The 21522-nt window shown below is 69.1% G+C and carries 21 protein-coding genes and 2 tRNA genes; 14 read left to right on the forward strand and 9 right to left on the reverse strand.

Annotated features, from left to right (window positions below; all coding sequences use genetic code 11):
- The first annotated feature begins 1062 nt into the window (after positions 1 to 1062).
- The 7 genes from ABEA43_RS64070 to ABEA43_RS64100 all read left to right on the forward strand — a co-directional run bounded on the left by ABEA43_RS64070 (position 1063) and on the right by ABEA43_RS64100 (position 7154).
- A complete protein-coding gene (locus tag ABEA43_RS64070) occupies positions 1063 to 1242 on the forward strand; it encodes a LuxR C-terminal-related transcriptional regulator (protein ID WP_345579564.1) in 180 nt (59 codons plus the stop codon).
- A gap of 540 nt (positions 1243 to 1782) precedes the next feature.
- A complete protein-coding gene (locus ABEA43_RS64075; protein ID WP_345579466.1) occupies positions 1783 to 2661 on the forward strand; it encodes a metallophosphoesterase family protein in 879 nt (292 codons plus the stop codon).
- Positions 2662 to 2710: 49 nt separating this feature from the next.
- Positions 2711 to 3463 (forward strand): class I SAM-dependent methyltransferase, encoded by a 753-nt coding sequence (locus ABEA43_RS64080; protein ID WP_345579469.1) that lies wholly within the window; start codon positions 2711 to 2713, stop codon positions 3461 to 3463.
- Between the two features lie 217 nt (positions 3464 to 3680).
- On the forward strand, positions 3681 to 4226 hold the full coding sequence (locus ABEA43_RS64085) for an RNA polymerase sigma factor (protein WP_345579472.1): 546 nt from the start codon (positions 3681 to 3683) through the stop codon (positions 4224 to 4226).
- Positions 4226 to 5179, forward strand: coding sequence for a hypothetical protein (locus ABEA43_RS64090; RefSeq protein ID WP_345579475.1), 954 nt, complete (start codon positions 4226 to 4228; stop codon positions 5177 to 5179). The genes ABEA43_RS64085 and ABEA43_RS64090 overlap by 1 nt, the downstream gene beginning before the upstream one ends.
- 158 nt (positions 5180 to 5337) lie before the next feature.
- Complete coding sequence (locus ABEA43_RS64095; protein WP_345579478.1) at positions 5338 to 6324, forward strand: phosphodiester glycosidase family protein; 987 nt, start codon at positions 5338 to 5340, stop codon at positions 6322 to 6324.
- Positions 6325 to 6404: 80 nt separating this feature from the next.
- Complete coding sequence (locus tag ABEA43_RS64100; protein ID WP_345579481.1) at positions 6405 to 7154, forward strand: neutral zinc metallopeptidase; 750 nt, start codon at positions 6405 to 6407, stop codon at positions 7152 to 7154.
- Between the two features lie 122 nt (positions 7155 to 7276).
- Here the strand turns inward: ABEA43_RS64100 and ABEA43_RS64105 are convergent, their stop codons facing one another.
- The 3 genes from ABEA43_RS64105 to ABEA43_RS64115 all read right to left on the reverse strand — a co-directional run bounded on the left by ABEA43_RS64105 (position 7277) and on the right by ABEA43_RS64115 (position 10675).
- Positions 7277 to 8827 (reverse strand): M4 family metallopeptidase, encoded by a 1551-nt coding sequence (locus tag ABEA43_RS64105; protein ID WP_345579484.1) that lies wholly within the window; start codon positions 8825 to 8827, stop codon positions 7277 to 7279.
- Between the two features lie 220 nt (positions 8828 to 9047).
- Complete coding sequence (locus tag ABEA43_RS64110; RefSeq protein WP_345579487.1) at positions 9048 to 10142, reverse strand: serine hydrolase domain-containing protein; 1095 nt, start codon at positions 10140 to 10142, stop codon at positions 9048 to 9050.
- Entirely contained in the window at positions 10139 to 10675 is a 537-nt protein-coding gene (locus ABEA43_RS64115; RefSeq protein WP_345579490.1) for a PadR family transcriptional regulator, read from the reverse strand. Before ABEA43_RS64115 ends, ABEA43_RS64110 begins: the two co-directional genes overlap by 4 nt.
- Positions 10676 to 10744: 69 nt before the next feature.
- On the opposite strand from ABEA43_RS64115, the gene ABEA43_RS64120 reads away from it, so the two are divergent.
- Complete coding sequence (locus tag ABEA43_RS64120; protein ID WP_345579493.1) at positions 10745 to 11506, forward strand: crotonase/enoyl-CoA hydratase family protein; 762 nt, start codon at positions 10745 to 10747, stop codon at positions 11504 to 11506.
- A gap of 9 nt (positions 11507 to 11515) precedes the next feature.
- Here the strand turns inward: ABEA43_RS64120 and ABEA43_RS64125 are convergent, their stop codons facing one another.
- Entirely contained in the window at positions 11516 to 12820 is a 1305-nt protein-coding gene (locus tag ABEA43_RS64125) for a M50 family metallopeptidase (RefSeq protein ID WP_345579496.1), read from the reverse strand.
- A 372-nt stretch (positions 12821 to 13192) separates the two neighbouring features.
- The gene (locus tag ABEA43_RS64130; RefSeq protein WP_345579499.1) at positions 13193 to 14284 is read right to left on the reverse strand and encodes an ABC transporter substrate-binding protein; all 1092 of its coding nucleotides are present in this window, start codon (positions 14282 to 14284) and stop codon (positions 13193 to 13195) included.
- Between the two features lie 212 nt (positions 14285 to 14496).
- Here ABEA43_RS64130 and ABEA43_RS64135 point away from each other — a divergent pair, with 212 nt between their 5' ends.
- Positions 14497 to 15711: an MFS transporter gene (locus tag ABEA43_RS64135; RefSeq protein ID WP_345579502.1), complete on the forward strand. Its 1215-nt coding sequence runs from the start codon at positions 14497 to 14499 to the stop codon at positions 15709 to 15711.
- 36 nt (positions 15712 to 15747) lie between these two features.
- Here ABEA43_RS64135 and ABEA43_RS64140 read toward each other — a convergent pair whose 3' ends face one another.
- Positions 15748 to 16449, reverse strand: coding sequence for a cytidylate kinase family protein (locus ABEA43_RS64140; RefSeq protein ID WP_345579505.1), 702 nt, complete (start codon positions 16447 to 16449; stop codon positions 15748 to 15750).
- A gap of 279 nt (positions 16450 to 16728) precedes the next feature.
- Here ABEA43_RS64140 and ABEA43_RS64145 point away from each other — a divergent pair, with 279 nt between their 5' ends.
- Together ABEA43_RS64145 and ABEA43_RS64150 are read left to right on the forward strand one after the other, a co-directional pair.
- Entirely contained in the window at positions 16729 to 17208 is a 480-nt protein-coding gene (locus tag ABEA43_RS64145) for a hypothetical protein (protein ID WP_345579508.1), read from the forward strand.
- 55 nt (positions 17209 to 17263) lie between these two features.
- Positions 17264 to 18271, forward strand: a complete 1008-nt coding sequence (locus tag ABEA43_RS64150; protein WP_345579511.1) for a hypothetical protein — start codon at positions 17264 to 17266, stop codon at positions 18269 to 18271.
- 96 nt (positions 18272 to 18367) lie between these two features.
- On the opposite strand, the gene ABEA43_RS64155 is transcribed toward ABEA43_RS64150, so the two are convergent.
- The 3 genes from ABEA43_RS64155 to ABEA43_RS64165 form a co-directional block, all read right to left on the reverse strand.
- Entirely contained in the window at positions 18368 to 18499 is a 132-nt protein-coding gene (locus tag ABEA43_RS64155; protein WP_345579514.1) for a hypothetical protein, read from the reverse strand.
- A 586-nt stretch (positions 18500 to 19085) separates the two neighbouring features.
- Entirely contained in the window at positions 19086 to 19400 is a 315-nt protein-coding gene (locus ABEA43_RS64160) for a cupin domain-containing protein (protein WP_345579517.1), read from the reverse strand.
- A gap of 11 nt (positions 19401 to 19411) precedes the next feature.
- Positions 19412 to 19756 (reverse strand): VOC family protein, encoded by a 345-nt coding sequence (locus tag ABEA43_RS64165; protein ID WP_345579520.1) that lies wholly within the window; start codon positions 19754 to 19756, stop codon positions 19412 to 19414.
- 132 nt (positions 19757 to 19888) lie between these two features.
- Here ABEA43_RS64165 and ABEA43_RS64170 point away from each other — a divergent pair, with 132 nt between their 5' ends.
- The 3 genes from ABEA43_RS64170 (at position 19889) to ABEA43_RS64180 (ending at position 21500) form a co-directional block, all read left to right on the forward strand.
- Positions 19889 to 21298 (forward strand): hypothetical protein, encoded by a 1410-nt coding sequence (locus tag ABEA43_RS64170; protein ID WP_345579523.1) that lies wholly within the window; start codon positions 19889 to 19891, stop codon positions 21296 to 21298.
- 47 nt (positions 21299 to 21345) lie between these two features.
- Positions 21346 to 21418: transfer RNA gene (locus ABEA43_RS64175), tRNA-Lys, on the forward strand.
- Between the two features lie 7 nt (positions 21419 to 21425).
- Positions 21426 to 21500 (forward strand) — tRNA-Pro (locus ABEA43_RS64180).
- The last annotated feature ends 22 nt before the right edge of the window (positions 21501 to 21522 follow it).

Here is a 21522-nt window from a genome sequence, read left to right on the forward strand (position 1 = left end):
AAGACGCGTTGCGGATCGGCCGGCGCACCGGTGACCGCGGCGTCCAGGCTCGGGCACTCATCACGCTCGCCGCGGCCGACGCGGACCTGCCCACCGCCGTCGAGCTGTTCGAGCGGGCCCGCACGGCCGCCCGGGACGCCGGCGCCGCCGACACCCAGCTCGCCGTGGCCGTGACCGAATCGGACCGCCTGGAGGCCGCCGGCGAACATGCCAGAGCGGAGCAGGTCGCGCGGAGCGGAATCACCCTCGCCCGCGAGCTGGGACTGACCCGCACCCGCGGCACCCTCCTCGCCCCGAACCTGTCCGAGTCGCTGCTCTCCCTCGGCCGCTGGGACGAAGCCGAAGCGGTCTACCGAGAGGCGCTCGCCCAGTCGCCACCGCCGCTGTACCGCGCCTACCTCCAGGTCATCCAGGCGACCGTCGACCTCAGACGCGGCGCACTCGACGCCGCGACCACGGCCGCGACGCAGGCGAGAGCGGTGATGCGCGAACCCAACCGGGGCGAGGAGACGTGCCTCGAACCGGACCTCCTGGACTGCCGGCTCGCGCAGATCAGACAGGACGCCGGCGCGGTGACGGCGATCCTCGACCACGTCCTCACCGACCACGACCTCGCACGAAGCCCGCGCTACAGCTGGCCGCTGCTGACCACGGGCGCGCTCACCCTCGCCGGGCACCACGGCACCGGCGCCCTCCTCACCCGGATGAGCACGTACGCCGACGCGCTCGCCGTCACCGGCCGGCTCCAGCAGGCCCACCGGCTGACCTTCCTCGCCGCGACCCGCCACGACGACATCGACGCCTGGGCAGCGGGCCATACAGGCATGGCGCGACCTCGGACAGCCGTACCCGCTCGCCGAAGCACTGCTGCACTCCACCCGCGCCGCACTGGCGACACAGCACCGATCCACTGCGGCCGGGCTGATCACCGAAGCAGCGTCGATCGCCGAAGGCCTCGGCGCCGCCCCGCTTCAACGCGAGATCCGCCAACTCGCCACCCGAGCACGGATCACGACCAACCCGGCCCGGCCCGGCAACCCCGCAGGGCTGACCGCTCGCGAGATGGAAGTGCTCGAGCTGGTGGTAGCCGGCCTGAGCAACCGAAAGATCGGCGAGCACCTGTTCATCTCCGCCAAAACCGCCGGCGTACACGTCTCCAACATCCTCGCCAAACTCACCGTCACCACTCGCCTCGAAGCCGCCGCCTGGGCCCACCGCAACCAGCTCTTCACAACCGAATAAGGGTCGAACCACAGGGCGCGCGCTTTCGTGATGTCGCCTGGCGATCCGGAAAGCATGCCTGACCGACGCGCCAGAGTCGCACGCAGGGGCAGCACGGCCGACATCATCGTCTGGCAGACCGGACCGCCCCGCCTCCTGCCCAAATTGCTCGTCGGACGCGGCAAAGGTCCCGTGTTCCTCGCCGAACGGCGCGCCCGCGTCGAACCTGCCTGATGATCCGTACGGGTATCTGGCGGCGTACTATTCCTCCCGGGCCGGACGGAGGACCCGGCGCACGGCGCCACGCAAGCCGGCCGTCCTCGCCACTTGACGCTTCTCCCCCTGCCCGGCCGGTGCCGCCGCAGCCCTGCGGAGGCACCGCCCTACTTGACTGATCTTCCGGATGGGTGCGAAGCTCGCCCCAGCTCGGTCGTCGAGACGGCGGTGGAGCGCTGGGATGTGAGGCACCGGTCCAGGGCCGGTGGTTGACACCGCATCGTTGCGCCGCTCGACCGGTGCCGAGCCATGTCCGAATGGCTCTTTGCGAAAGGTCGACAGGCGATGAAGATCGCTTTTGTGGGTGATGTCCACGGTTGTGTGCGGCACGCGCTGGGTGCCGCGGTACTGCTGCAGGATCGTCGCGGGATCCGGCTCGATGCCGTGATCCAGGTCGGAGATCTGGGCGCGTACCCGTCGTTGGAGCGGTTCGACAGGTCCAGCCGCCGCTTCTGGCAGGAGCATCCCGCCCAGGGTGACTTCTTCCGCCTGCTCGATCCGTCGCCGTCGTTCGCCGAAGGTGTGCGCCTGGCCCTCGGGCAGGTCCCTTCGGTGCTGTTCGTCAGCGGCAACCACGAGGATCACGACTGGCTGGCCTCGTTGCATGACGCGGCGGCCGCCGAGGTCGTGCCGGTGGACCCGTTCGGCGCCTACCGTCATGTCGCCTGCGGGAACGTGATCGAGGTCGCTGGGCAGCGGGTGGCGTTCCTGGGGCTGATCGAGGCTCCGGGGAAGATGGATCTGGACGAGAGCGCTTACGCGCGGCTGACCGCCGTCGAACCGGGTGGCGTGGACGTCCTGGTCACCCACGACGGCCCGTACGGGATGTCACTCGATCGGCGCGGGAACGTGCAGGGCTCGGCGAAGCTGGCCCGGCTCATCGAACACCTGCAGCCGCGCCTGCACGTCAGCGGCCACTACCACCACCCCAGCGGTCCACGCCGCTACGGCGACACGACCTCGTACGCGCTCGCCCAGCTGGTGCAGCCCAAGGTCACCAGGTGGGAGCCGGAGCCCGTCAACCCCGAGCAGCGGGTGACGGCAGGGAGCATCGGCCTGCTCGACACCGAGACCGGCGGCTTCGAGTACATACAGGACGAGTGGCTGGCCGACGTCAAAGGTGACGCACTCGACCTCGCCGGACTCGTCGCCGCCACGCACTGACCGGTGGCGGGCGTCCAAGCTTTGTGCCGGTCGAGAATGGCGGGCCACAATGGCCCGCATGCCTACCACGCCGGAAAATAATGTTGAGACCGCATTCAACGACTATGACCTCCTCGCCGAGGGGTACGCGGCCGAGAACGAGGCCAGCCTCGTAAACGCGTACTACGAACGGCCCGCGATGCTGGAGCTCGCCGGGGACGTGACCGGCCGGCGGATCCTCGACGCCGGCTGCGGCTCGGGTCCCCTGTTCGCCGCGCTGCGCGATCGAGGCGCCATCATGACCGGCATCGACGCGAGTGCCGGGATGCTGGAGCTGGCCCGGCGGCGGCTGGGCGACGACGCGGATCTGCGGGTCGCCGATCTGGCCGGTCCGCTGCTCTTTCCCGACGGCGCGTTCGACGACGTCGTCGCGTCCCTGGTGCTGCACTATCTGGAGGATTGGGGACCGACACTGGCCGAGCTGCGACGCGTGCTGAAGCCTGGCGGCCGGCTCCTCGTCTCGGTCGACCATCCTTTCGTCATCACCCTCATGAGTCACATGGCCGGGGAAAAGCCCAGCTATTTCGGAACCCGTAACCGGATCGAAGAATGGACCATGGGCGGGCAGACCGCCCCGATGAGCTTCTGGGACCGGCCGCTGCACGCGATGACCGAAGCCTTCACCACGGCCGGCTTTCGCATCAGCGTCATCAGCGAGCCGCCGTTCGTGCCGGAAGCCCGCGAGCTGTTCCCCGAGGAGCTCCGCGAGCGCACCGGCACGAGGTTCCTGAGCTTCCTGTTCTTCGTTCTGGAAGCCGGCTGACGGCGCCACCGGAGACGATCTGCCCCCTGCCGGCCAGTCTCTGAGCGCCTGCCCAGGCCGACCGGGCTGGCGGGTATGAGTCGGGATAGTCGCGAAATTTCTCCACCCTGACGCGAAATGATGGCCCGCCTCCCTACATAGGCACAGGTGTCCGCAACACAAGGGATGAAGGAGGCGGCCATGGGGATGCCGAAGAGACCGGACGCGGGACCAGCCCGTGGGTAGTGAGCTGTCCAGGTTCGAGTCGATCTACCGGGAGACGTACGGCCAGATCACGGCGTACGCGGCCCGACGCTGTGACTCGCCGCAGGATGCGGCGGATGTCGTGGCGGAGACCTTTGCCATCGCCTGGCGGCGGATGGGTGAAGTGCCGGACGGAGAGCAGGCCACGCTGTGGCTGTTCGGGGTGGCGCGCAAGGTGCTGGCCAACCACTATCGGGTCGAGGGACGCCGCCAGGCCCGCAATGTGGAGCTCGACGCCGAAATGGCCGACCATTACCAGGCCGCGCCCGACAGCGGGATCGAGCTGACGGCGATCACACATGTCTTCCAGGCCCTGCCGGACGCCGATCGGGAGCTGTTATCCCTGGTCGCCTGGGAAGGGCTGGACCGGCGGCAGATCGCCACCGTGCTCGGTATGTCGCGCAACGCCGTACGCATCAGACTCCATCGCGCCCGCAGGCGCTTTGCCCGCGCGCTCGCCGAGGCGGACGTGCACTTCACATCGGAAAGCCGGTTGGCCCCCGTGGAGAGACATCTGTGATGAAGAACATCGACGAGATCACACGTGCGCTGGCCCGGGTGGAACCGGGCAAGCCTGGGGGGCACGCGACCGATGCGGGGGCGCGAAAGTTGCTGGCCGCGATCGCGGCCGGGCAACCCGGACCCTCTGCTGCCCGTCCCCGCCGGCGCCCTGCCCGGCGGCTGGTGCTGGGGCTGGCGGGCGCCGGCCTGCTCGCCCTGGGCATCGTGGTGGGGCCGGGCCTGCTGGAGGAGGGCGGCACGCCCTCCTACGCGGTCACGAAGGAATCTGACGGCGTCGTGTACGTCCAAATCCGGGATTTCCGCGACAAGGCAGGGCTGGCGAAGCGGTTGGAGGAGCTGAACGTTCCGGCCATCGTCGACTACGCACCGCCGGGCAAGTGGTGCAAGGAACCGCGTGGAACCCATGTCCAGGACATTCCCCGCGGCCTGTACTCCGTGCCGGAGAACATCCCCGGGGAGGAACACAGCCAGGGCTGGCAGATGCGGATCGACACCAAACTCTTCAAGCCCGGACAGACGTTCGTCTGGACGATCAGCGACCACAGCACCAGCACGATCCTCATGAGCGGCCCGATCGCCCGTTGTGTTCTCGTGCCCGACGAGTCACACGAGCCGAAGGCGGGGGTCAAGTCCGACTACCGGCTGGCAACCACGAAGGGCCGCTCACTCGACGGCTTCCGGGTGGACGAGAAGACCGTCGGTGAGGTCCTGCCGGAGCTCAAGAAGCGCGGGTTGAAGATCTCGTACCTGATCATGCAGGTTGCGCCGGACAACCCGGGCGGCTTCGGCGAGCTCCGCACGCAGACCGAGCCCGTCGGCGACGACTGGATCGTCTGGGAGGCGCAGGAGTCCGTCCGCGAACCGGGACTGATCCGCTTGCTCGTCACCGACAAGCGCTTCGACCGGAATCCTGTCTACGGTGGCCCACGCGACAACATCATCAAGGAATAGCCTTCCCGCCCGGACCGCGCTCCGCGAGCTGACACGAGCTCGCTGAGGCGTCCGCGCCCCCATCCGGCTACGGTGTGTTGCGGCGCGGCGACGGAAAGCCGCGTCGCAAGGGGCGGCATGATGCTGTTGATCTCAACAGCGATGTTACGGAGAGCCCCATGGACCAGGCCACCGCCGGTGGAGGCGCCTCGACTCAGACGCAGACCTCGACGCCGTACGTCTTCAGCGGATGGCAGCCTTGGTACGAAGGGATCGATCGCGCGGTGGGCACCGCCGATCTCGCCTTCGACGTCGTGCCCCCTGTTGCCCGAAAGCAATATGTCAACGCGCTGCGCATCGACCTGACGAACGAGCACGTCTCCTTCTGCACCACGCCGGCGGGCGGTTTGTATCAGACGCTCGGAAAGACGGTTACCGAATTTCTGAGCGAGGAGCCGGCGGTGATGGTCGCGATCAACGCGAACTTCTCCTGGTACGACCAGTCCGCCAATTTCTCGCTACTGGGACTTGCCGTCTCGCAGGGCAATGTCGTGTGCGATCCCACCAAGCCGGCGCCGCGGCCCGCTCCTCCGACGACGGAAGCCGACGTGCCGGACCAAAGCTACGTCGGTGCGATGGCCATGCTGATCACGGAAGGGAACGCGGTGACTTTCCAGCTCGTCACGCAAGCCAATCCGGATTTTCAACACCTGAATCCGTACACGGCGATCGCGGGCAGCCCGCAGCCGATGAAAGGCGGCTGGCCGCCTCAGCAGCAGGTGTCGGGGCAGCCTATTCTTCTGGTCGAGAACGGGGCCAACCAGGCCACACGCCAGGAGACTCCCGCCGAGGAGATCGCTGGGCGCACCGGCGTCGGCCTGAGCGCCGATGGGCAGAGCCTGTACCTTGTCACGCTCGATGGGTGTGAGAACACCGCGGAGCAATTCGCCTATGGAGGGGGCTACTACGACATCGCGCAGTGGCTGATCATCGCCGGCGCGGACAAGGGGCTCAATCTCGACGGCGGCGGCTCTACCACGATGGCCTGCCGCGACAGCGACAACGATCCAGTCCTGATGAACGTCCCATACGGCAGCGAGGGCGCTCCCGGCTACCAGCGTCTCGTCGGGAATTACTTCGGCGTGGTCACGCAGCCGCTGTCTTAATCATCCCGAGTTCCCGCTCCACTGCGGTCTCGCGACCGGAGATTGACCGGACATCCGCAGGGGCCCTATTGTCGCCCGACGTGAAACTTCTCAAGATCGCGGCGCTCGCCTGCGCCCTCATCACCCCTTTAGCCGGAACGGCGGCCGCGAACGCTTCGGCATTTCCGGTGAAGAACCCCGTCCTCGTCAAGAACGCGCTGTACGAGGCGGGGCCGCTGCCGCCGACGACCTGCGACGAATTGCCGGTCGAGCCGTACGACGCCGGCCAGGCCCGCGCTTACATCAACGAGGTCATCCGCTGCCTGGAGAACACGTGGGGGCCGTACCTGAAAAAGGCCGGCCTGCCGTATGAGCCGGTCAAGGTTCGGTACGTGAAGCGCCTGCCCAAGAGCTACTGCGGTTCCGACGAGGAAGGGAGCCGGGATTCCGAGGTGTGGTACTGCGATTGGGACCGCACGCTGTCCTTCAAGCTCGGCCCGTCCTGGCTCACGTCCCCGTCCGACCTCCTGCTCTTCAAGGAGGCCGCGCTGATGTACGGCTATCACGTGCAGAAGCTGACCGGCCTGTACGACGCGGGCGAAGAGCTCAGGGCCGGCAGCAAGGCCGAGCACCGGGAGCAGTTGCAGCGCATGTACCTGCAGATCGAATGTCTGGGCGGCGCCTTCATGCAGAGCGTCTGGCCGATCAAGGGCAGGACCACCGAGGACTGGAACAAGGTCCTGGGATACGAAAGAGACGACAACGTCAAGCACTGGATCCGGGCCGGTTTCCGCACCGGCGATCCGGCGTCCTGCAACACCTGGGCGGCGCCCTCGTCGAAGGTGGCTTAGGCCGCACGCCGCCTGCGGGCGTCCATTCGCCGGCAGGACCAGGACGTGAGCGGTACAGCTGCCTGCGCCCTGCTCAGGCGGATTCACCGGCGATCCGCGCTGAGCAGGGCACCCATCGTCGCTCAGGGACAGGTCGGCTCACCGCTCTGCGCGGGGACGTTCACCCCGCTCCAAGCCGCCTTGATGACGTTGAACTCGACACAGCCGGTGTACAGCGTCCTGGCCGCCCGCAACGTGGCCACGCGCGCCTTGGCGTGCGTCCACGGCGCCGTCTTCATGTTCAGGCCGGTCATGAAGATCTGCCCCGCCTTGAGGGCGCCGACGCCGGTGATGGCCGCGCCGCCGTCGCACCGGCTGCTGGCCGGCTTTCCGCTCGGGTTCGTGCCCTCGGCCAGCAGGTAGAACCAGTGGTTCTGCGGTCCGGCGGCCGCGTGCACCTCGGTGCTCGGGATGGAGGAGCTGTAGCAGTTCGGGTGCCCCAGGGCCGACGGGTTGTACATGTTCCTGATCGCGCCGCGGCCCGACAGGTTGACCTCCTCGCCGACCAGGTAGTCGGGCGGGTCGAAGCTGGCCGGCTCGTTGACGTACGCCTCGGTCAGCGCGCCGAAGATGTCACCCGTCGACTCGTTCAGGCCGCCGGACTCGTTGCCGCTGCCGCCGCTGCCGCCGGAGAACTGGAAGATGCCGTGGCCGAACTCGTGCCCGACGACGTCCATCGAGGTGGCCTGCTGGGTGCTCGCGGAGTTGCGGCCGAAGGAGGCGTACGACCCGTTCCAGAAGGCGTTGGCCTGGTTCAGCCCGACCCTCGCGGGGTAGCCGCGGCCCGAGCCGTTGATGCCGTTGCGACCGAGCCAGTCGCGGAGCATGTTCCACTCGCGCTGGGCCGCGAAGAGCGCGTCGACGCAGGCCGTCTCCAGGTTCGTGCCGCTGCCGTTGCCCCAGCTGTCGGTCGACTTGGTGTACACCGCGCCGTTCTGGCCGCCGCACTGGACGCCGGTGCGCGTGGGGTCGCGCATCACGTACGACGGGGTGGTGTCGATGGTGACCGGGTTGCCGTTGTAGTAGCTGTTCCCGGTGCCGTCGACCACCTGGTCCCACTGGTCGATGACCTGGCCGTCACGCGCGTCCACGTACACGTGCACGATGCTGGACTGGTCGCCGGCCGCGGCCACGACCTCCCACGCCAGGCGTGGCGTGGGCGTGGCGGCGTGCACCACGAGAGCCGGCGTGCTGATCGAGGCGGCCTTGGGCGCGGCGTTGCGGGCCGTGTCCGCCGCCGCCTGCGCGGCGATCTGCGGCTTGGTGTCCAGGGCGATCTGCGCCTGCTGGCCGGTGTCGATCGTGCTGACGGCTCTGCCGGACTTGTCGGTCATGACGACTACCTCGCCGCCGAAGACGGGCAGGCCGGCGTAGGTACGCGTGTACGTGAGGTGCTGCATGCCGTTGACGCCGGCGATGGCCGACGACAGGGAGAAGGCGTCCTGGTCGGCGGCCAGGAGTTGCGTCCGGCTGGTGGCGATGACGCTCTGCGCGGTCGCCACCGCGGTGCCGCGCTCCGAGGGTGAGGGCGGTTCGGTCACCTGGGCGCTGGCGCTTGTGACGCCCGCCGGTGCGGTGATGGTCAGGGCTAACGCGACTATGGCGGCGGTGCCCAACCTGAGCTTGGGGTTCACGCTCGTTGCTCCTCAGGGGGGTGGAGTGGACGAGCCCCTGCCGGCTGGGGTGCACTAAGACTGTCATTTCGAATGTCCTATGTGATACCTCCCAATTTGCCTATAACGCGGTGGTATGGATCGACGGTACGGGCCCCATGGACGGAGCGAGGATGGCCTTCGTGCCGGTGCCTGCGGGCAGGGTGTCGTGGCCGCGACCGGCCATATGCGGAGCCGGGGATCAGGCAGGCCCGTCCAGGCTGGTGTAGAGGGCGTCGATCAGAGCACGGTTGCGTGAGCTCTGCCATCCGGTCCCGCCCATGGTGTTCATCACGTAGCCGAATCCGACACCGCTCGCGGGGTCGGCGAAGCCGAGCGATCCACCGGCTCCGAAATGTCCGAAGGCTTCGGGGTTGGGGCCGAGCGGCCGGTCGGGTTGCGGGAGCTGGAAGCCGAGCCCGAAGCGGCTGGGCCGCCCGAGGACCAGGTCGTTCCCGTTGACCTGTTCGGCCGTGACGGCCGCCAGGGCGTGTGCGGTCGCGAGCCGCCCGGCCAGCAGGGCATCGTAGACGGCCGCGATACCGCGGGCGGAGGCGTGGGTGTTGGCCGAGGGCAGTTCGGCTGACCGCCAGGCGGCGGTGTTGACGGTGCCGTCACCGGAGATTCCCGGCGGGTTGAAGTAGGTGTTGTAGGTCATGTCCGGCTCGACGGCCACCTCGGGGGCGGAGGCAGTGCCGGGCCAGTGGAAGTCGATGACCCGGTGGGACTGCGAGGCGGGCACCCCGATGAAGATGTCGCCGCCGCCGATCTCGTCCCGGACGATTGCGCCGAGCGTCGTCCCGGTGGCTCGCCGGACGAGCTCGCCGGCGAGGAATCCGTAGGTGTTGACGTGGTAGCCGTGGCCGGTCCCTGGCTCCCACCAGGGCTGTTCGGTCGCGAGAGCCCGGGCCATGAAGTCGTGGTCGAACATCGCGCCCGGTGGCAGCGGGCGCCGGAGCGCGGGAAGGCCGGCCTGGTGGCTGAACAGCTGGGCGACGGTGGTGGCGTCCTTGTCGGCTGCGGCGAACTCCGGCCAGTACCTGGCCACCGGCGCCGGCGGTTCGATCAGCCCGCGGCCGACGAGCCGGGCCAGGACGATCGCGATCAGCCCCTTGCCGACGCTGAACACGTTGACCAGGCTGTCGGGCCTCCAGCCGGCGCCGGCCCATAAGTCCACCACGGTGCGGCCATCGATGCGGACGCACAGGGCCGCGCCCTGCTCGCCGCGCCGGGTGACGTTGTCGGCGAAGGCGTCCTTGACGAGTGCGAAGCGTGCGTCGACCGTACCGCTGATCATGCTTGGTCGCTGACCGCGGGCAGGCCCGGCAGGGAGTCCAGGCTGTCCATCCACGCCAGTACGGCCTGCTCGTAGGCGATGCCGAAGCCGACGACGGCGGCGAGGTAGGGGTCGGCGTCCAGCATGTCGGACGGCACCGACCGGTAGCGGGCCAGCCGGCGGGCGTTGACGGCCTGGTGTCCTTCGATGAACTCGCGGAGCAGGCCGGGGTCGAGATGGGCGCCGAACCAGAGGGTGACCAGCAGGGGGATCCGCATCGTCTCCTGGCCGGGCGCCTGGCGCAGCCAGTCGGCGAAGGCCTCCCGGCCACTGGCGGTGATCGTGTACGGGCGGCGGTCCCTGGCCTGCCGCTCGCCGGCCTCGATGTAACCGCGGGCCTGAAGCGCCTTGAGCTCCCGGTAGACGTGGCTGGCGGTCACGTTCCAGAAGTGACCGAAACCGCGTTCTATCTCCTGCAGCAGGTCCCAGCCCGTTTTCGGCGCGTCGTGCAGGAACCCGAGCAGCGAGGCCCCGGTCGCGTTCAGATCATCCACTTGACATTCCCTTCAGGATGGTCAACCTTCCCTAAGGGAAGGATACGCTCCCTTGGGGAAGGTCGAGTCATGACGATCCATTACGACACCGACGGCGCCATCGTCACCATCACCATCGACCGGCCCGAGGTGAGCAACGCCATCGACCGGCCGACCGCGCAGGAGCTCGCCGACGCGATGCGCCGCTTCGACGCCGATCCCGCCCTGTCGGTCGCCGTCCTCACCGGCGCGGGCGGCAAGTTCTGCGCCGGCGCCGACCTCAAGGCGATGAACGACCCGGCATCGGGAAGGGTCAGCCGGATCGCCCCACACGGCGACGGCCCGGTCGGCCCCACCCGGATGCTGCTGTCCAAGCCGGTGATCGCGGCGATCGAGAAGCTTGCGGTGGCCGGCGGGCTCGAGCTCGCCTGCTGGTGCGATCTGCGCGTCGCAGCCACCGACGCGGTCTTCGGCGTCTATTGCCGCAGGTGGGGCATCCCGCTGATGGACGGCGGCACCGTACGGCTGCCCAGGCTGATCGGCCACAGCCACGCACTCGACCTGATTCTCACCGGCCGTGGCGTGCGCGGCGACGAGGCCTACCGCATGGGCCTGGTCAACCGGCTCGTGGAGCCCGGCCAGGCACTCCAAGCCGCTCTCGACCTGGCCGCCGAAATCGCCCGGTTCCCGCAGGGCGCCCTGCGCAGCGACCGCATGTCCTCCTACGAACAAGGGGAACGAACGCTGCCCGACGCCCTGTCCCGGGAGTTCATGCACGGAATGGCCACCCTCGACACGGGCGAGACCCTCGAAGGCATCCGCCGGTACGCCTCCGGGGTACGGGACTTCTGAGCGGGTGCCTCAGCGGGCGAGCGTGACCGGGTTGACCAGGTCGGCGTAGACCAGCAGGCCCGCCATGACCATCATCACCAGCGCCACCGCGTACGTCAGCGGCAGCACCTTGGCGATGTCGACGTGCTGGGGCTTCGGCCGCCGCATGACCTTGGCGTAGGCCCGCTTGAGCCCCTCCCAGAGCCCGCCCGCGATGTGCCCGCCGTCGAGCGGCAGCAGCGGGATGAGGTTGAACAGGCCCATCGCCAGGTTGAAGCCGGCCAGCAGCCTGACGAAGACGGCGATCTTCTCCTCGTTGGACAAGTCGGAGGCCAGGATCTCGCCGCCCATGCGGCCCGCGCCGACCACGCCCACCGGGCCCTCGGGGTCGCGTTCCTCGCCGGAGAAGGCCGCCTGCCAGACGCCGCCCATCTTCTCCGGCAGGTTGACGATCGAGCCCGCCACCCTGGCGGTCATCTCGCCCATGTAGCCGATCACCTGGCCGATGCCCTGCTGCTCCATCACCATGGTGGGACGCACGCCGAGGTAGCCGACGTTCTCGTCGATCTTCTCGGGGTCTTCGAGGCTGGGCCGGTCCTGGGCGATGAGCGTGACGTCGAGCGTCATCGGCTTGCCGTCGCGGACGATGCCGAGCTCGATCGGGCCGGGACCGTGGGAGCGGATCAGGCGGATGGCGGCGTCCCAGGAGCCGATCGTGGCGCCGTCGAAGGAGACCAGGTGGTCGCCCGGCTTGAGGCCCGCCTGCGCGGCCGGGGTGAGCTGGTCGCCGGGCTCGCAGGCGGCGCGCTGCTCGGAGCTGGGGATCATGCACGTTTCTGTGTCGGGCGAGACGATCGGGGCCTCGGCGGGCAGGCCGATGCCGATCAGCAGGACGGCGGAGAAGACGAACGCGAGCACGATGTTCATCAGCGGCCCGCCGGACATGATGATGACCTTCTGCCACCACTTCTTGCGGTAGAAGACGCGGTCGTCGTCGCCGGGCAGCACCTCTTCGTGGGCGGCGTCGCGGGCCGACTCGATCAGCCCCTGGAACGGGCCGGTGGCGTTGCTCCTGAGCTTGGTGGGGTCGTCACCCGGCCGGGGCGGCAGCATGCCGATCATGCGGATGTAGCCGCCGAACGGGATCCACTTGATGCCGTACTCCGTCTCGCCCTTGCGCCGTGACCAGGCGTTCGGCCCGAAACCGACCATGTACTGGGTCACCCGCACGCCGAAGATCTTCGCGGGCACGAGGTGGCCGATCTCGTGCAGCGCGATGGAGAACATCAACCCCAGGAGGAAGAGGACGATCCCCACGAGATAGAGCCAGTTCATCGAGACGCGCTCCAGAGCAGACGACGCGGGGACCGGACGGCCCGGCTGTCCCAGAGTAGTAGTCGAGATCACCGCTGAATCCGACGAGGACGCGAACATCATGTGCGGCGAAGCGCAGGATGCATGATCGAGCCTGCGGGAGGATCGGTGTACTTCAGCGTGTTGCGGCCGGTCCAGATCCGGCGCGATGACGTCGACGTACCGGCCTGGCGGGCGTGACCGTGCGGCGCTCCCGTTCGCTGACGGCCGAGCTGGCCCCCGCTCACCTCCTCACCGAACACATGCCTGGCCGGTACGTGCTGCACGACCTGCTATCTCCTGCGACCCCTGGGTCTGACGGACCCTGCGCCTGCGTGGAGCTCGTCCGTCCTCTCAGCCGGTGTGCAGGGTCCGAAAGCGATCGGGTGCCGCCGGATCCCGATCGACGACGTGGATCGGCGTCCAAGCCCATTGCCACACGCTGATCCCCGGCGTACGGGAGAACTGGATCTTCCCGCGGGTGCCTTCGATCGTGACGCGCGGCCAGGACTCGGCGATGCGCGCCCGGTCCGCGCCGTGAGAGCGCAGCACGTCGGCGAGGACGGCGACCGTGTCATAGCCCTCGAAGGCGACGAAGGACGGCGTTTCGGCCAGCCGCTCCCGGAGGGCCGCCTCGACTCGTCCACCGAGTGGGCCGAGGCGCTCGGGCAGGTAGCGCAGGAACGGGATCGCGGCGCCGTCGTCGCCCAGCAACGCCGCCCATTCGGCGAACTCCGGCTGCCCGGCCGGAGCACCGATCATGATCTCGGCGAGGCGCCGGTCGCGGCGGACGGACGTGACGATCGACACCGCCGGCTCCGGGTGGCCGGCCAGAAGAAGGAGGGCTGTCGCGCGACTGCCGACGAGCTCGTCGCAGACGGCCGTGGGGGTGAGCGCGCGCATGTCGAGTTCGATGACGGTGCCGCCGCGCGGAGTGAGGTAGTCCCGCAGAATGCGGGCCCCTGATGCCCAGTAGACACTCGGCTCGGCTGCTACGGCGATCCGGCTGTGGCCCGCGCCGAGAAGGAAGTCCGCGTAGATCCGCCAGCCGTGGGACTGCGCCGGGGCGAGGCGCGCGACCCATTCCGTCGGCTGTTCGGTGAGCGCGTCGAGAACCGCTGACGAGCAGAGGAACGGCAGGCCGAGGGCGTCGGCCCTGGCCGCGGCGGCGCGGGCGACGACGCTGTGGTACTCCCCCGCCAAGGCGGCCACGCCCAGGCGAGCCAGCTCATCGACGGCCGCCACGGCCCTCCGCGGATCAGCCGCGGTGTCTCGGACCACCAGCTCGAGCGGCCTTCCGGCGATCCCGCCGGCGTCGTTGACTTCGCGCACGGCCAGTTCGAGCCCGGCGAGCAGGTGCCGGCCCGCCTCGACCCAGCCAGGCCGGGTCAGCGGAACGAGAGCGCCGATCTGGACGGATGTTCCGTGCGATGGTGGCGTATTCATGTGCTGGCGTCTCCCGTGTGCCGATTCGGTAGCAGTATGCCTGGCTCGCAAAGCGCGGCGTTCAGGTGGGCCTGCGGCGGTCACCCACTCGGAAATCGCTTGATGAATCCTGCACGCGCTGGCAGCATCGCCCCTTGTGCCGTGAATCAGCTGCGCCCGAAAACCGGGATCAGGAACCATCACAAACCGACGCAAAACTGAGCAACAGTCGCGTGTCCGGGTGGCCGCTCCGCTCCCCCGCCTTCCGGTGGTTCTTCGCCGGCTGGTCGATCTCCATGGCCGGCAGTGCCATGTCGCCCGTCGCGCTGGCCTTCGGCGTCCTGGAGCTCACCAACAGCGCCGCCTGGCTGTCTGCGGTCATCACCGCCTCCATGGTCCCGATGATCGCGACGATGATTCTCGGCGGGGGCATCGCCGACCGCTACCGCCGCGACAGCGTGCTGCGCATCGCCAGTCTGGGGGCCGGCATCAGCCAGGCCGGCGTGGCGATCCTCCTGCTCACCCACCAGCACCCCGCGCTCTTGCTGCCGTTGTCCGCGCTCAACGGCATCTTCCAGGCACTGACCAAGCCTGCGCTGCGCGGCATCGTCCCGCAGCTGGCGAGCGGACGCGGCATCCAGCAGGCCAACTCCTTGCTGGCCTCCGCCAGGAACCTCACCCTCATGGCCGGCCCGACCGTCGCCGGCCTGCTGACCGTCTCCGTCGGAGGCGGCTGGGCGATCGCCGCGGACGCCGCGTCCTTCCTCCTGGCGGCCGTCTGCTTCGCCCGCATCTCACTCCCCGACCTGCCGCGCCGTACCAAGGGCGGCCCGACGATGTTCGGCGAGCTGCGGCAGGGCTGGAGCTACTTCAGCTCCAATCCGTGGATCTGGTCGGTGACGCTGGCCTTCGCCGTCTTCAATGCCGTCTACATGGGCGTGTGGCAGATCCTCGGTCCGATGATCGCCCGGGACACGATCGGCGCCGAGGGCTGGGGCCTGGTGCTGAGCACCCGCGGCGTCGGGGCGCTGCTCGCCACCATGGTGATGGTGAAGCTGACGGTACGGCGGCCGATGGCGCCCGCCCTGTCCTCGATGACCCTGGCCGCCGTCCCGCTGATCCTGCTCGGCACCGGCGCGAACATCTTCTGGCTGGCCGCGGCGGCATTCGCCGCCGGGGCGGCCGCGGAGTTCTTCACCGTCGTGTGGTCGACGGTCTGGAACATCCACGTCCCGGAACGGCTGAGCTCCCGGGTCGGCGCCTACGACGAGTTCGGATCGTTCGTGTCGATCCCCGTCGGCCAGCTGTCCGCCCCGATCCTCGCCGCGGCGTTCGGCACCGCAGCGGTGACGATCACCGGCGGCGCCCTGCTGGCGGCCGCCATGCTGCTACCCCTGCTCCTGCCGGCACTGCGGCGAATCGAGGTGAACGCCCCCAAAGCAGACTGAGAGGTTTGCTTTCGCGCCGGAGCCGGGAAGCCCGCGTCAAATCCGGTGTATCGATGAGTGTGGCCGGACTTCCCAGGTCGGCCGTTGGAGCTGATCGTTGTACACGATGATGTCGGCGTGGTCGGTTGGGCGGGCTGTGGCGAAGTAGAGCTGCTGGGAGGGGATATAGCGGTCGCGCCAGGACCGTTCGATGTCCGCGGCCGGCTCTGTGCCTCGGTCCCGGGCGCGATCTATCGTCTGCTCGAACGGGACGGACACGAAGATGCGCAGGTCCCACCGGTCGATGAGCTCTGGGCGCAGGAGGAAGACGCCGTCGAAGAGCAGCACGGCGTCTGCGGCGGCGGTGGCGGCCGGCGGGGACGATGGGGTGTCGGTGTCTCTGTCGTAGACCGCGTGCCGGAACCTTCGGTCTCCGCCTGGGCCCAGCGGATCGAGCAGGACCCGGCGCAGCGCGGCGTGGTCGTGGGCGTCGAAGTAGCAGCCTTCGGCCGAGTACTGGCCGCGCCGGTAGCGCTGTGCACGGGGGACGAGGAAGTCGTCGACGGTCGCGCGGATGACGTCGCGGTCCTGCGCGCGCAGGACTGCGGCGAGCTCGTCGGCCAGCGTGGTCTTGCCGGCGGCGGGCGGCCCGTCGATGGCGACCCGCAGCGGGTGCGCGGTCGTGACGGCCCTGATCGCCTCGGCCAGCCGGCTGATGAGCTCCGCACGGGGGCCGTGGTCCATTGCTGCCTCTCTCACAGTGTCTCTGTTTAGCACCGAACGTCAGGCTGCGGTCGCCGGCTCGCGTTCGGCGAGACGGGGTGCGTTGCCCGCGCCCCAGCGGGCCTGGGCGGACTCGATGAGTTCGAAAGCCACGGCCGGACCGGCGGCTCGGAACCCGGGCCCGTTGGCCAGGTGGTGTGCGTGGCTGGTCGGCATTACGGCCGAACGGGAACATACCGCGGATATACCGCGCCTCCCTATGTTTGCCCTTCGTACGCAACCGAATCATCCTCGGCACGAGAGGGCACAGTGCAAATGGCAAGCATCCTGCGGAAGACCGCGATCTTCGGAGCTCTAGGACTGGCGTTGTCGATCATCCCGGCGGCCACCGCCTCGGCCTCGGCAACCAGTGCGCAGCGGGAGCTCTCCGACAGCAAGTGCGCAGACGACGACAGTGACTACGAGTACTACGGGATCCTCAGGGTTTTCTACACGCCGGACAGCAACTCTGACGTTGACCATGTCAACGACATCAAATACTTCCTCGGCACCGAGAACGGCCGGAAGCTCGGAAAGAAGAGCAATGTCAGGTTGAGGATTCGCGAGTCCCTGCCCGATCGGCCCGACAAGACGCTGTGGGAGTGGGAATCCGGAGACGACATCAAGCCGGGCTGGCACTCCAAGCAGCCCTACAGGAACGTGGCCTTCAAGAAGAGGTGGCACGTCGACGCCAAGTTCACCTTCGACGTCTCCGGCGTCGACCCGCGGAGCGTCTGCACCACCAACAAGGCCTGACGCCACGTGACGGGGGTGCCGCGGCACCCTCACCCGCCTAGGAGAAGCATCTGTGATGTCCCGAGTCGTGCTCGCCCTGCTGGCGTTCCTGACCGGCTGCAGCACCGCGACCGCTCAGCCGGAGCCCGGCGCGCGGCCGCCGGCGATCGTGGCCGTGTCCGCGGAGGGCGCCGTGGTGGCCGACCACCGGGGCGAGGCGTTCTACGGGCTGGACCGGGCGGGCAGGGAGGTCTGGCGGGACACGGCGGCCTACTCCGAGGGTGCCGACGTGATCTGCCAGGCGCGCTGCCCCGACCCGGTGTTCTCCGGTGCGGCAGAGGGCCCCGATCCTGAGCCGCGTTCCCTCTCCGGCGCGTTCGCGAAGTCCGATGCCCCGATCAAGCGGGTGTTGACGGCACGTGATGCCTCCGACGCGGTGATCGTCGAGAGCGACGGCTCGGAAAAGGGCAGGCTGCGGCTGATCCGGCCAACGGGCAAGGAGAAGCGCATCCCGGTGGACAGCGGCTTCTCCTGGGCGGAGGACGCGTCCAGGACGATCGCGGTCGCGTCCACCGGGAAGCAGGTGCTGTGGTTCCGGCACGATCGGCGGGGCTGGCGCGAGACCTCCCGCAACACGATCGGCGAACCGGCCAGGCCGATCTGTACGTCGGGCGCCACTGCGGTGGTCACGGGGGAACGCGCCTACCTGCTGACCCCCTCGGGCAAGCCAGTGCCGATCACCACCAGCCTCGAAGCCGTCGCCGGATGCGCCGCCGGGACGAAGGGCCTGGTCGTGTACGCCCACTGGAAGGACGGCAAGGACAGGCGGTTCACCGGCATCCGAGGTGTCGACCTCCTCGGCAAGCAGACGTGGACACGCGAGATCGCCGACGAGGCGCAGATCCGCGCCCATCCCTCCGGCGCAACCTTCGTGATCACCTACGGCGGGACGGCCGAGGTGGTCGACGGATCCGGCCGCTCGGTGGCCACGCACCCGGGCACCGCCTCCGCCGCCTACACCGCCGACGGCGCGCTGGCACTCCTGACCACCGCAGGAAAACTGCGCTGGGTACCCGCCTCTTGAACCCGTTCGCGATCCAGGAGCTGCTCGGCCGCGCCTGGACCGGGACCACGGCCAGGTGCATCCACGTGCCTGCCACCCATGTCGAAGACCCCTGGGTCACCGGACAGCGACGCCATCTGCACCGCGCTGGGCTGCGGCGTCGACGAACTGCTGGTCCCCGAACCCGCGGCCGTCGCTGAGCCGCGGCACCATGACGATGACCAGATCGCGGCGTTGACGGCGCTCCATACGCGCGTTCCGTCAGTCGTGCGGTTACTCCGAGGGCACCGTCTCATCGGCTGGCGGTGGTTTGATGTCCACCTTCATCCCCCAGTCCGACAGGCGGAGATCATTCACGAAGGCGTAGTACGGGTCGTCACCGGCGTATCTGACGGGGCCGTCGTTCGGCTCGCGCCAGGAGCTCCACGCTCTGCGGACGAGTCGGTCGCTACCGATCCACAACCGCCAGGACACCTTCCAGGAGCCGTACTCGCCGGTGGCCTTGGCGGCAGCGGATCTTCAGGGTCACGCCTCCTGTGCGACTCATAGCCGCGCTCGCCGATGCAGATGTTGCGAGTGCCGCCAAGTCCTCTGTTGGGGTCCTTCTCGTCCCTCGCCACGATCTTGCCGTTGCCGAACCCCACCACGCGGGCGTGATGTCCATGAGGGTCACGCCGACCTTCTCGGCGTCGAGCACCCGTGAATCCGGAATCAGTCGCTGGACAAGTAGGCTGGTCGTCGTCTTGCCCGCGCCATGGGTGCCGTTGAGTCATACGATCATGGGATCCAGCGCTAGCGCGGGAGCGGCACAGCGCGCCCATGGCTATGAGCCTGCTCAGACCATGTACCGGCCGTGGCGGTGATAGAGGTCGGCCCACTCCTGCTCGCTCAGCTGCCGCCCGCTCGACACGATCTCCGCCAGCTCTTCGAAGTGGGCCTCGCGCGGGGCCCCGGGAGCGAACAGGACCAGCATCGTGGCCGGTCCGTCTGAGTTGCGGAACGCGTGGATCCCTCCCGGGGCACCGTCGCCCGGCGAGCCGACGGCCCGGTGTTCACCGTTGTACAGGCTGACCGTCCCGCTCAGGACGAAGAAGGATTCGGAGAAGGTCTTGTGGAGGTGCGGCCCTCCTCCTGACGGCTCGGCACCCATCTCCCGATGGGCTACCGGGTGGGGGCCTCCGCGAGCGACAGGCTGTTGCCGTCCGGGTCGAGGACTTCCACGTGGCGCACGCCGTTGCCGTAGGTTTCCACGGGCTCGTGCTCGATGCCGTGCGCGGACAGCCGGGCCAGGATGTCGTCGAGGTCGGTCACGCCGAGCGTGATCATGGTACCGCCCACCCGCGCGGCCCGCACGTGCCGGTCGTCGATGACGACCCACGCGTTCTCACCGGCCTGCCACAGGTACTCCTCGCCGATGATCTCGTCCGCCGGCCGCCCGAAGAACACCTCGAACCACTTCTGCGATGTCGCCCGGTCACGCACGCACACGACACTGTACAAGTCCACCGAGGCCACTCCTTCCAGTCGTTTCGAGGGTGAGACCGCCCCCGCGCCCGAAACTCATCGGCATCGTGACCAAGAAGGCCATTCATAACAAACCAGTCGATTACCGCTGCAGACCTCGCGATGATGACAGCCATGAGCAACCGCAAGCAGCGGCCGGCGTCCCACCGGGAGATCATGGCGGAGTTGCACGCGTCGCTGGATCGCCGCTACCGGCCGGAAGACATCGCCGACCTGGTGCTGCAGGTCTTGGCGGAGCGGCTGACCCGGCGTGAGCGCGTGGTGCTGGAGCGCGCGGCCAAGCACTCCTCGCGGGGCGAGGCCTGGTTCTCGTCGATGTCGAGCGACTATGCCCGCCCGGTGGGCGGGGCACGGCAGGTGGCGGCGGCCACGCGGCTGTTCGGCGAGTCCCGCGAGGTGGACGCCGACGATCCGGAGTCGCTGCTGGAGTTCGCGGCGAGCGTGGGCCGCCCGATCCGGTGGACGCCCGCCCGCAGCGACTTCCTGGCCGACCGGCTCAACCGGCAGGCCCGCGAGGCGGCCGGGATGGAGCTGTCCAAGCGGCAGTACAACCGCCGGTTCCGGATGCTGGGCAGACTCTCGGCCAAGGCCGGGACGCTGGCCGTCGAGCAGGACAAGCGGGGCCTGCTGATGGTCGGCGTCACGGGGTTCGCCGCCGAGGTGGCGCTTGAGCGGTTCGCCGCGGACGTGGATGCCGCGTGCTTCGTGGCGTACTACACCGCGCGCCGCAAGCTCCGCAGGGAGTTCAGTCTGTCGGGGCGGGAGAACCCGTTCGACGAGATCGCCTCGCTGCTGCTGGATCGGTGCACGGAACGGTCTGACTGGTGGCTCATCGCCCAGGTGCGCACCAGCCCGGACGTCCTGGAGCACCTGAGCGAGAAGGAGCGGGGCCTGCTGCTCGGCCGCTGGTCGTCGGTCCTGCGGCACAGCGCCGGCCTGCTGCGCGAGCGGTGGCGGCCGGGCACCGACCGCGCGACGATGATCGTACGGCGCGGCGACGACTCGACGACCTGGAACAACCTGGCCGTCGCCTACAACGCGGCCCGGGCGGGCTGGCTGGCCTGCCTGACCGGGCTGGATGCCATGCGGCTGCTGGACGCGGCCTGCCCGGGCAAGGTGATGCGGCTGATGGCCGGCGACCTGGCCGCCTGGCACCGTGCCAGCGGTGGCGGCGTCGATCCCAACACCGCGGTGTGGTCGGCGCTGCCGCCGCCGTGGCAGGTGCTGGACGGCAGCGCGACCTGCACGCGCGCCGATGTCGAGTCGGCCTGCCGCCGCGCCGGCCTCGATCCGGCCGCCTCGGGCTGGACGGCGCCCGCGCGGCCAGGCGCCACGGCGGTGTTCCGGCCGACGCCGGAGCTGGTCCACGGCGTGACCATCGCCGACCCGGTGTGGGCGGCGCTGCTGCGCCGGGCCGGGGTGTTCAGCGGCAAGCAGGTCAATCAGGAGCTGGCCGCCGACGCCTGGCACGGGCTGCAGTCCGGAATCGTGCGCAGCGACCTGCCCACGAAGGAGTCCCCCTGACAAACGGGTGGCGCGGGCGGGCCGGGACCGAGCACACTGGGTGCGGCCACGCCGTAGTTCAGTGGTAGAACGCCTGGCTCTTCTCCAGGTGGACGCCGGTTCGAGCCCGGTCGGCGATGGACGAGGCCTCGTTGTAGCTCAGTGGTAGAGCGCCCGGCTCGGGACCGGGTGGACGCCGGTTCGAGCCCGGTCAACGAGGCCACTCGTCCTCGGGGCGACGGCTG

It is taken from the genome of Nonomuraea rosea, assembly GCF_039539705.1.
Taxonomy (GTDB): domain Bacteria; phylum Actinomycetota; class Actinomycetes; order Streptosporangiales; family Streptosporangiaceae; genus Nonomuraea; species Nonomuraea rosea.

Excerpts from the sequence above, each read along its gene's own strand:
- ABEA43_RS64080 (WP_345579469.1), top strand. The coding sequence starts at position 2,711 with ATGGCCCGCATGCCTACCACGCCGGAAAATAATGTTGAGACCGCATTC.
- ABEA43_RS64120 (WP_345579493.1), top strand. The coding sequence starts at position 10,745 with ATGACGATCCATTACGACACCGACGGCGCCATCGTCACCATCACCATC.
- ABEA43_RS64130 (WP_345579499.1), bottom strand. The coding sequence starts at position 14,284 with ATGAATACGCCACCATCGCACGGAACATCCGTCCAGATCGGCGCTCTC.
- ABEA43_RS64090 (WP_345579475.1), top strand. The coding sequence starts at position 4,226 with ATGAAGAACATCGACGAGATCACACGTGCGCTGGCCCGGGTGGAACCG.
- ABEA43_RS64170 (WP_345579523.1), top strand. The coding sequence starts at position 19,889 with ATGAGCAACCGCAAGCAGCGGCCGGCGTCCCACCGGGAGATCATGGCG.
- ABEA43_RS64145 (WP_345579508.1), top strand. The coding sequence starts at position 16,729 with ATGGCAAGCATCCTGCGGAAGACCGCGATCTTCGGAGCTCTAGGACTG.
- ABEA43_RS64150 (WP_345579511.1), top strand. The coding sequence starts at position 17,264 with ATGTCCCGAGTCGTGCTCGCCCTGCTGGCGTTCCTGACCGGCTGCAGC.
- ABEA43_RS64160 (WP_345579517.1), bottom strand. The coding sequence starts at position 19,400 with ATGGGTGCCGAGCCGTCAGGAGGAGGGCCGCACCTCCACAAGACCTTC.
- ABEA43_RS64070 (WP_345579564.1), top strand. The coding sequence starts at position 1,063 with ATGGAAGTGCTCGAGCTGGTGGTAGCCGGCCTGAGCAACCGAAAGATC.
- ABEA43_RS64110 (WP_345579487.1), bottom strand. The coding sequence starts at position 10,142 with ATGATCAGCGGTACGGTCGACGCACGCTTCGCACTCGTCAAGGACGCC.
- ABEA43_RS64125 (WP_345579496.1), bottom strand. The coding sequence starts at position 12,820 with ATGAACTGGCTCTATCTCGTGGGGATCGTCCTCTTCCTCCTGGGGTTG.
- ABEA43_RS64075 (WP_345579466.1), top strand. The coding sequence starts at position 1,783 with ATGAAGATCGCTTTTGTGGGTGATGTCCACGGTTGTGTGCGGCACGCG.
- ABEA43_RS64155 (WP_345579514.1), bottom strand. The coding sequence starts at position 18,499 with ATGGAGCGCCGTCAACGCCGCGATCTGGTCATCGTCATGGTGCCGCGG.
- ABEA43_RS64095 (WP_345579478.1), top strand. The coding sequence starts at position 5,338 with ATGGACCAGGCCACCGCCGGTGGAGGCGCCTCGACTCAGACGCAGACC.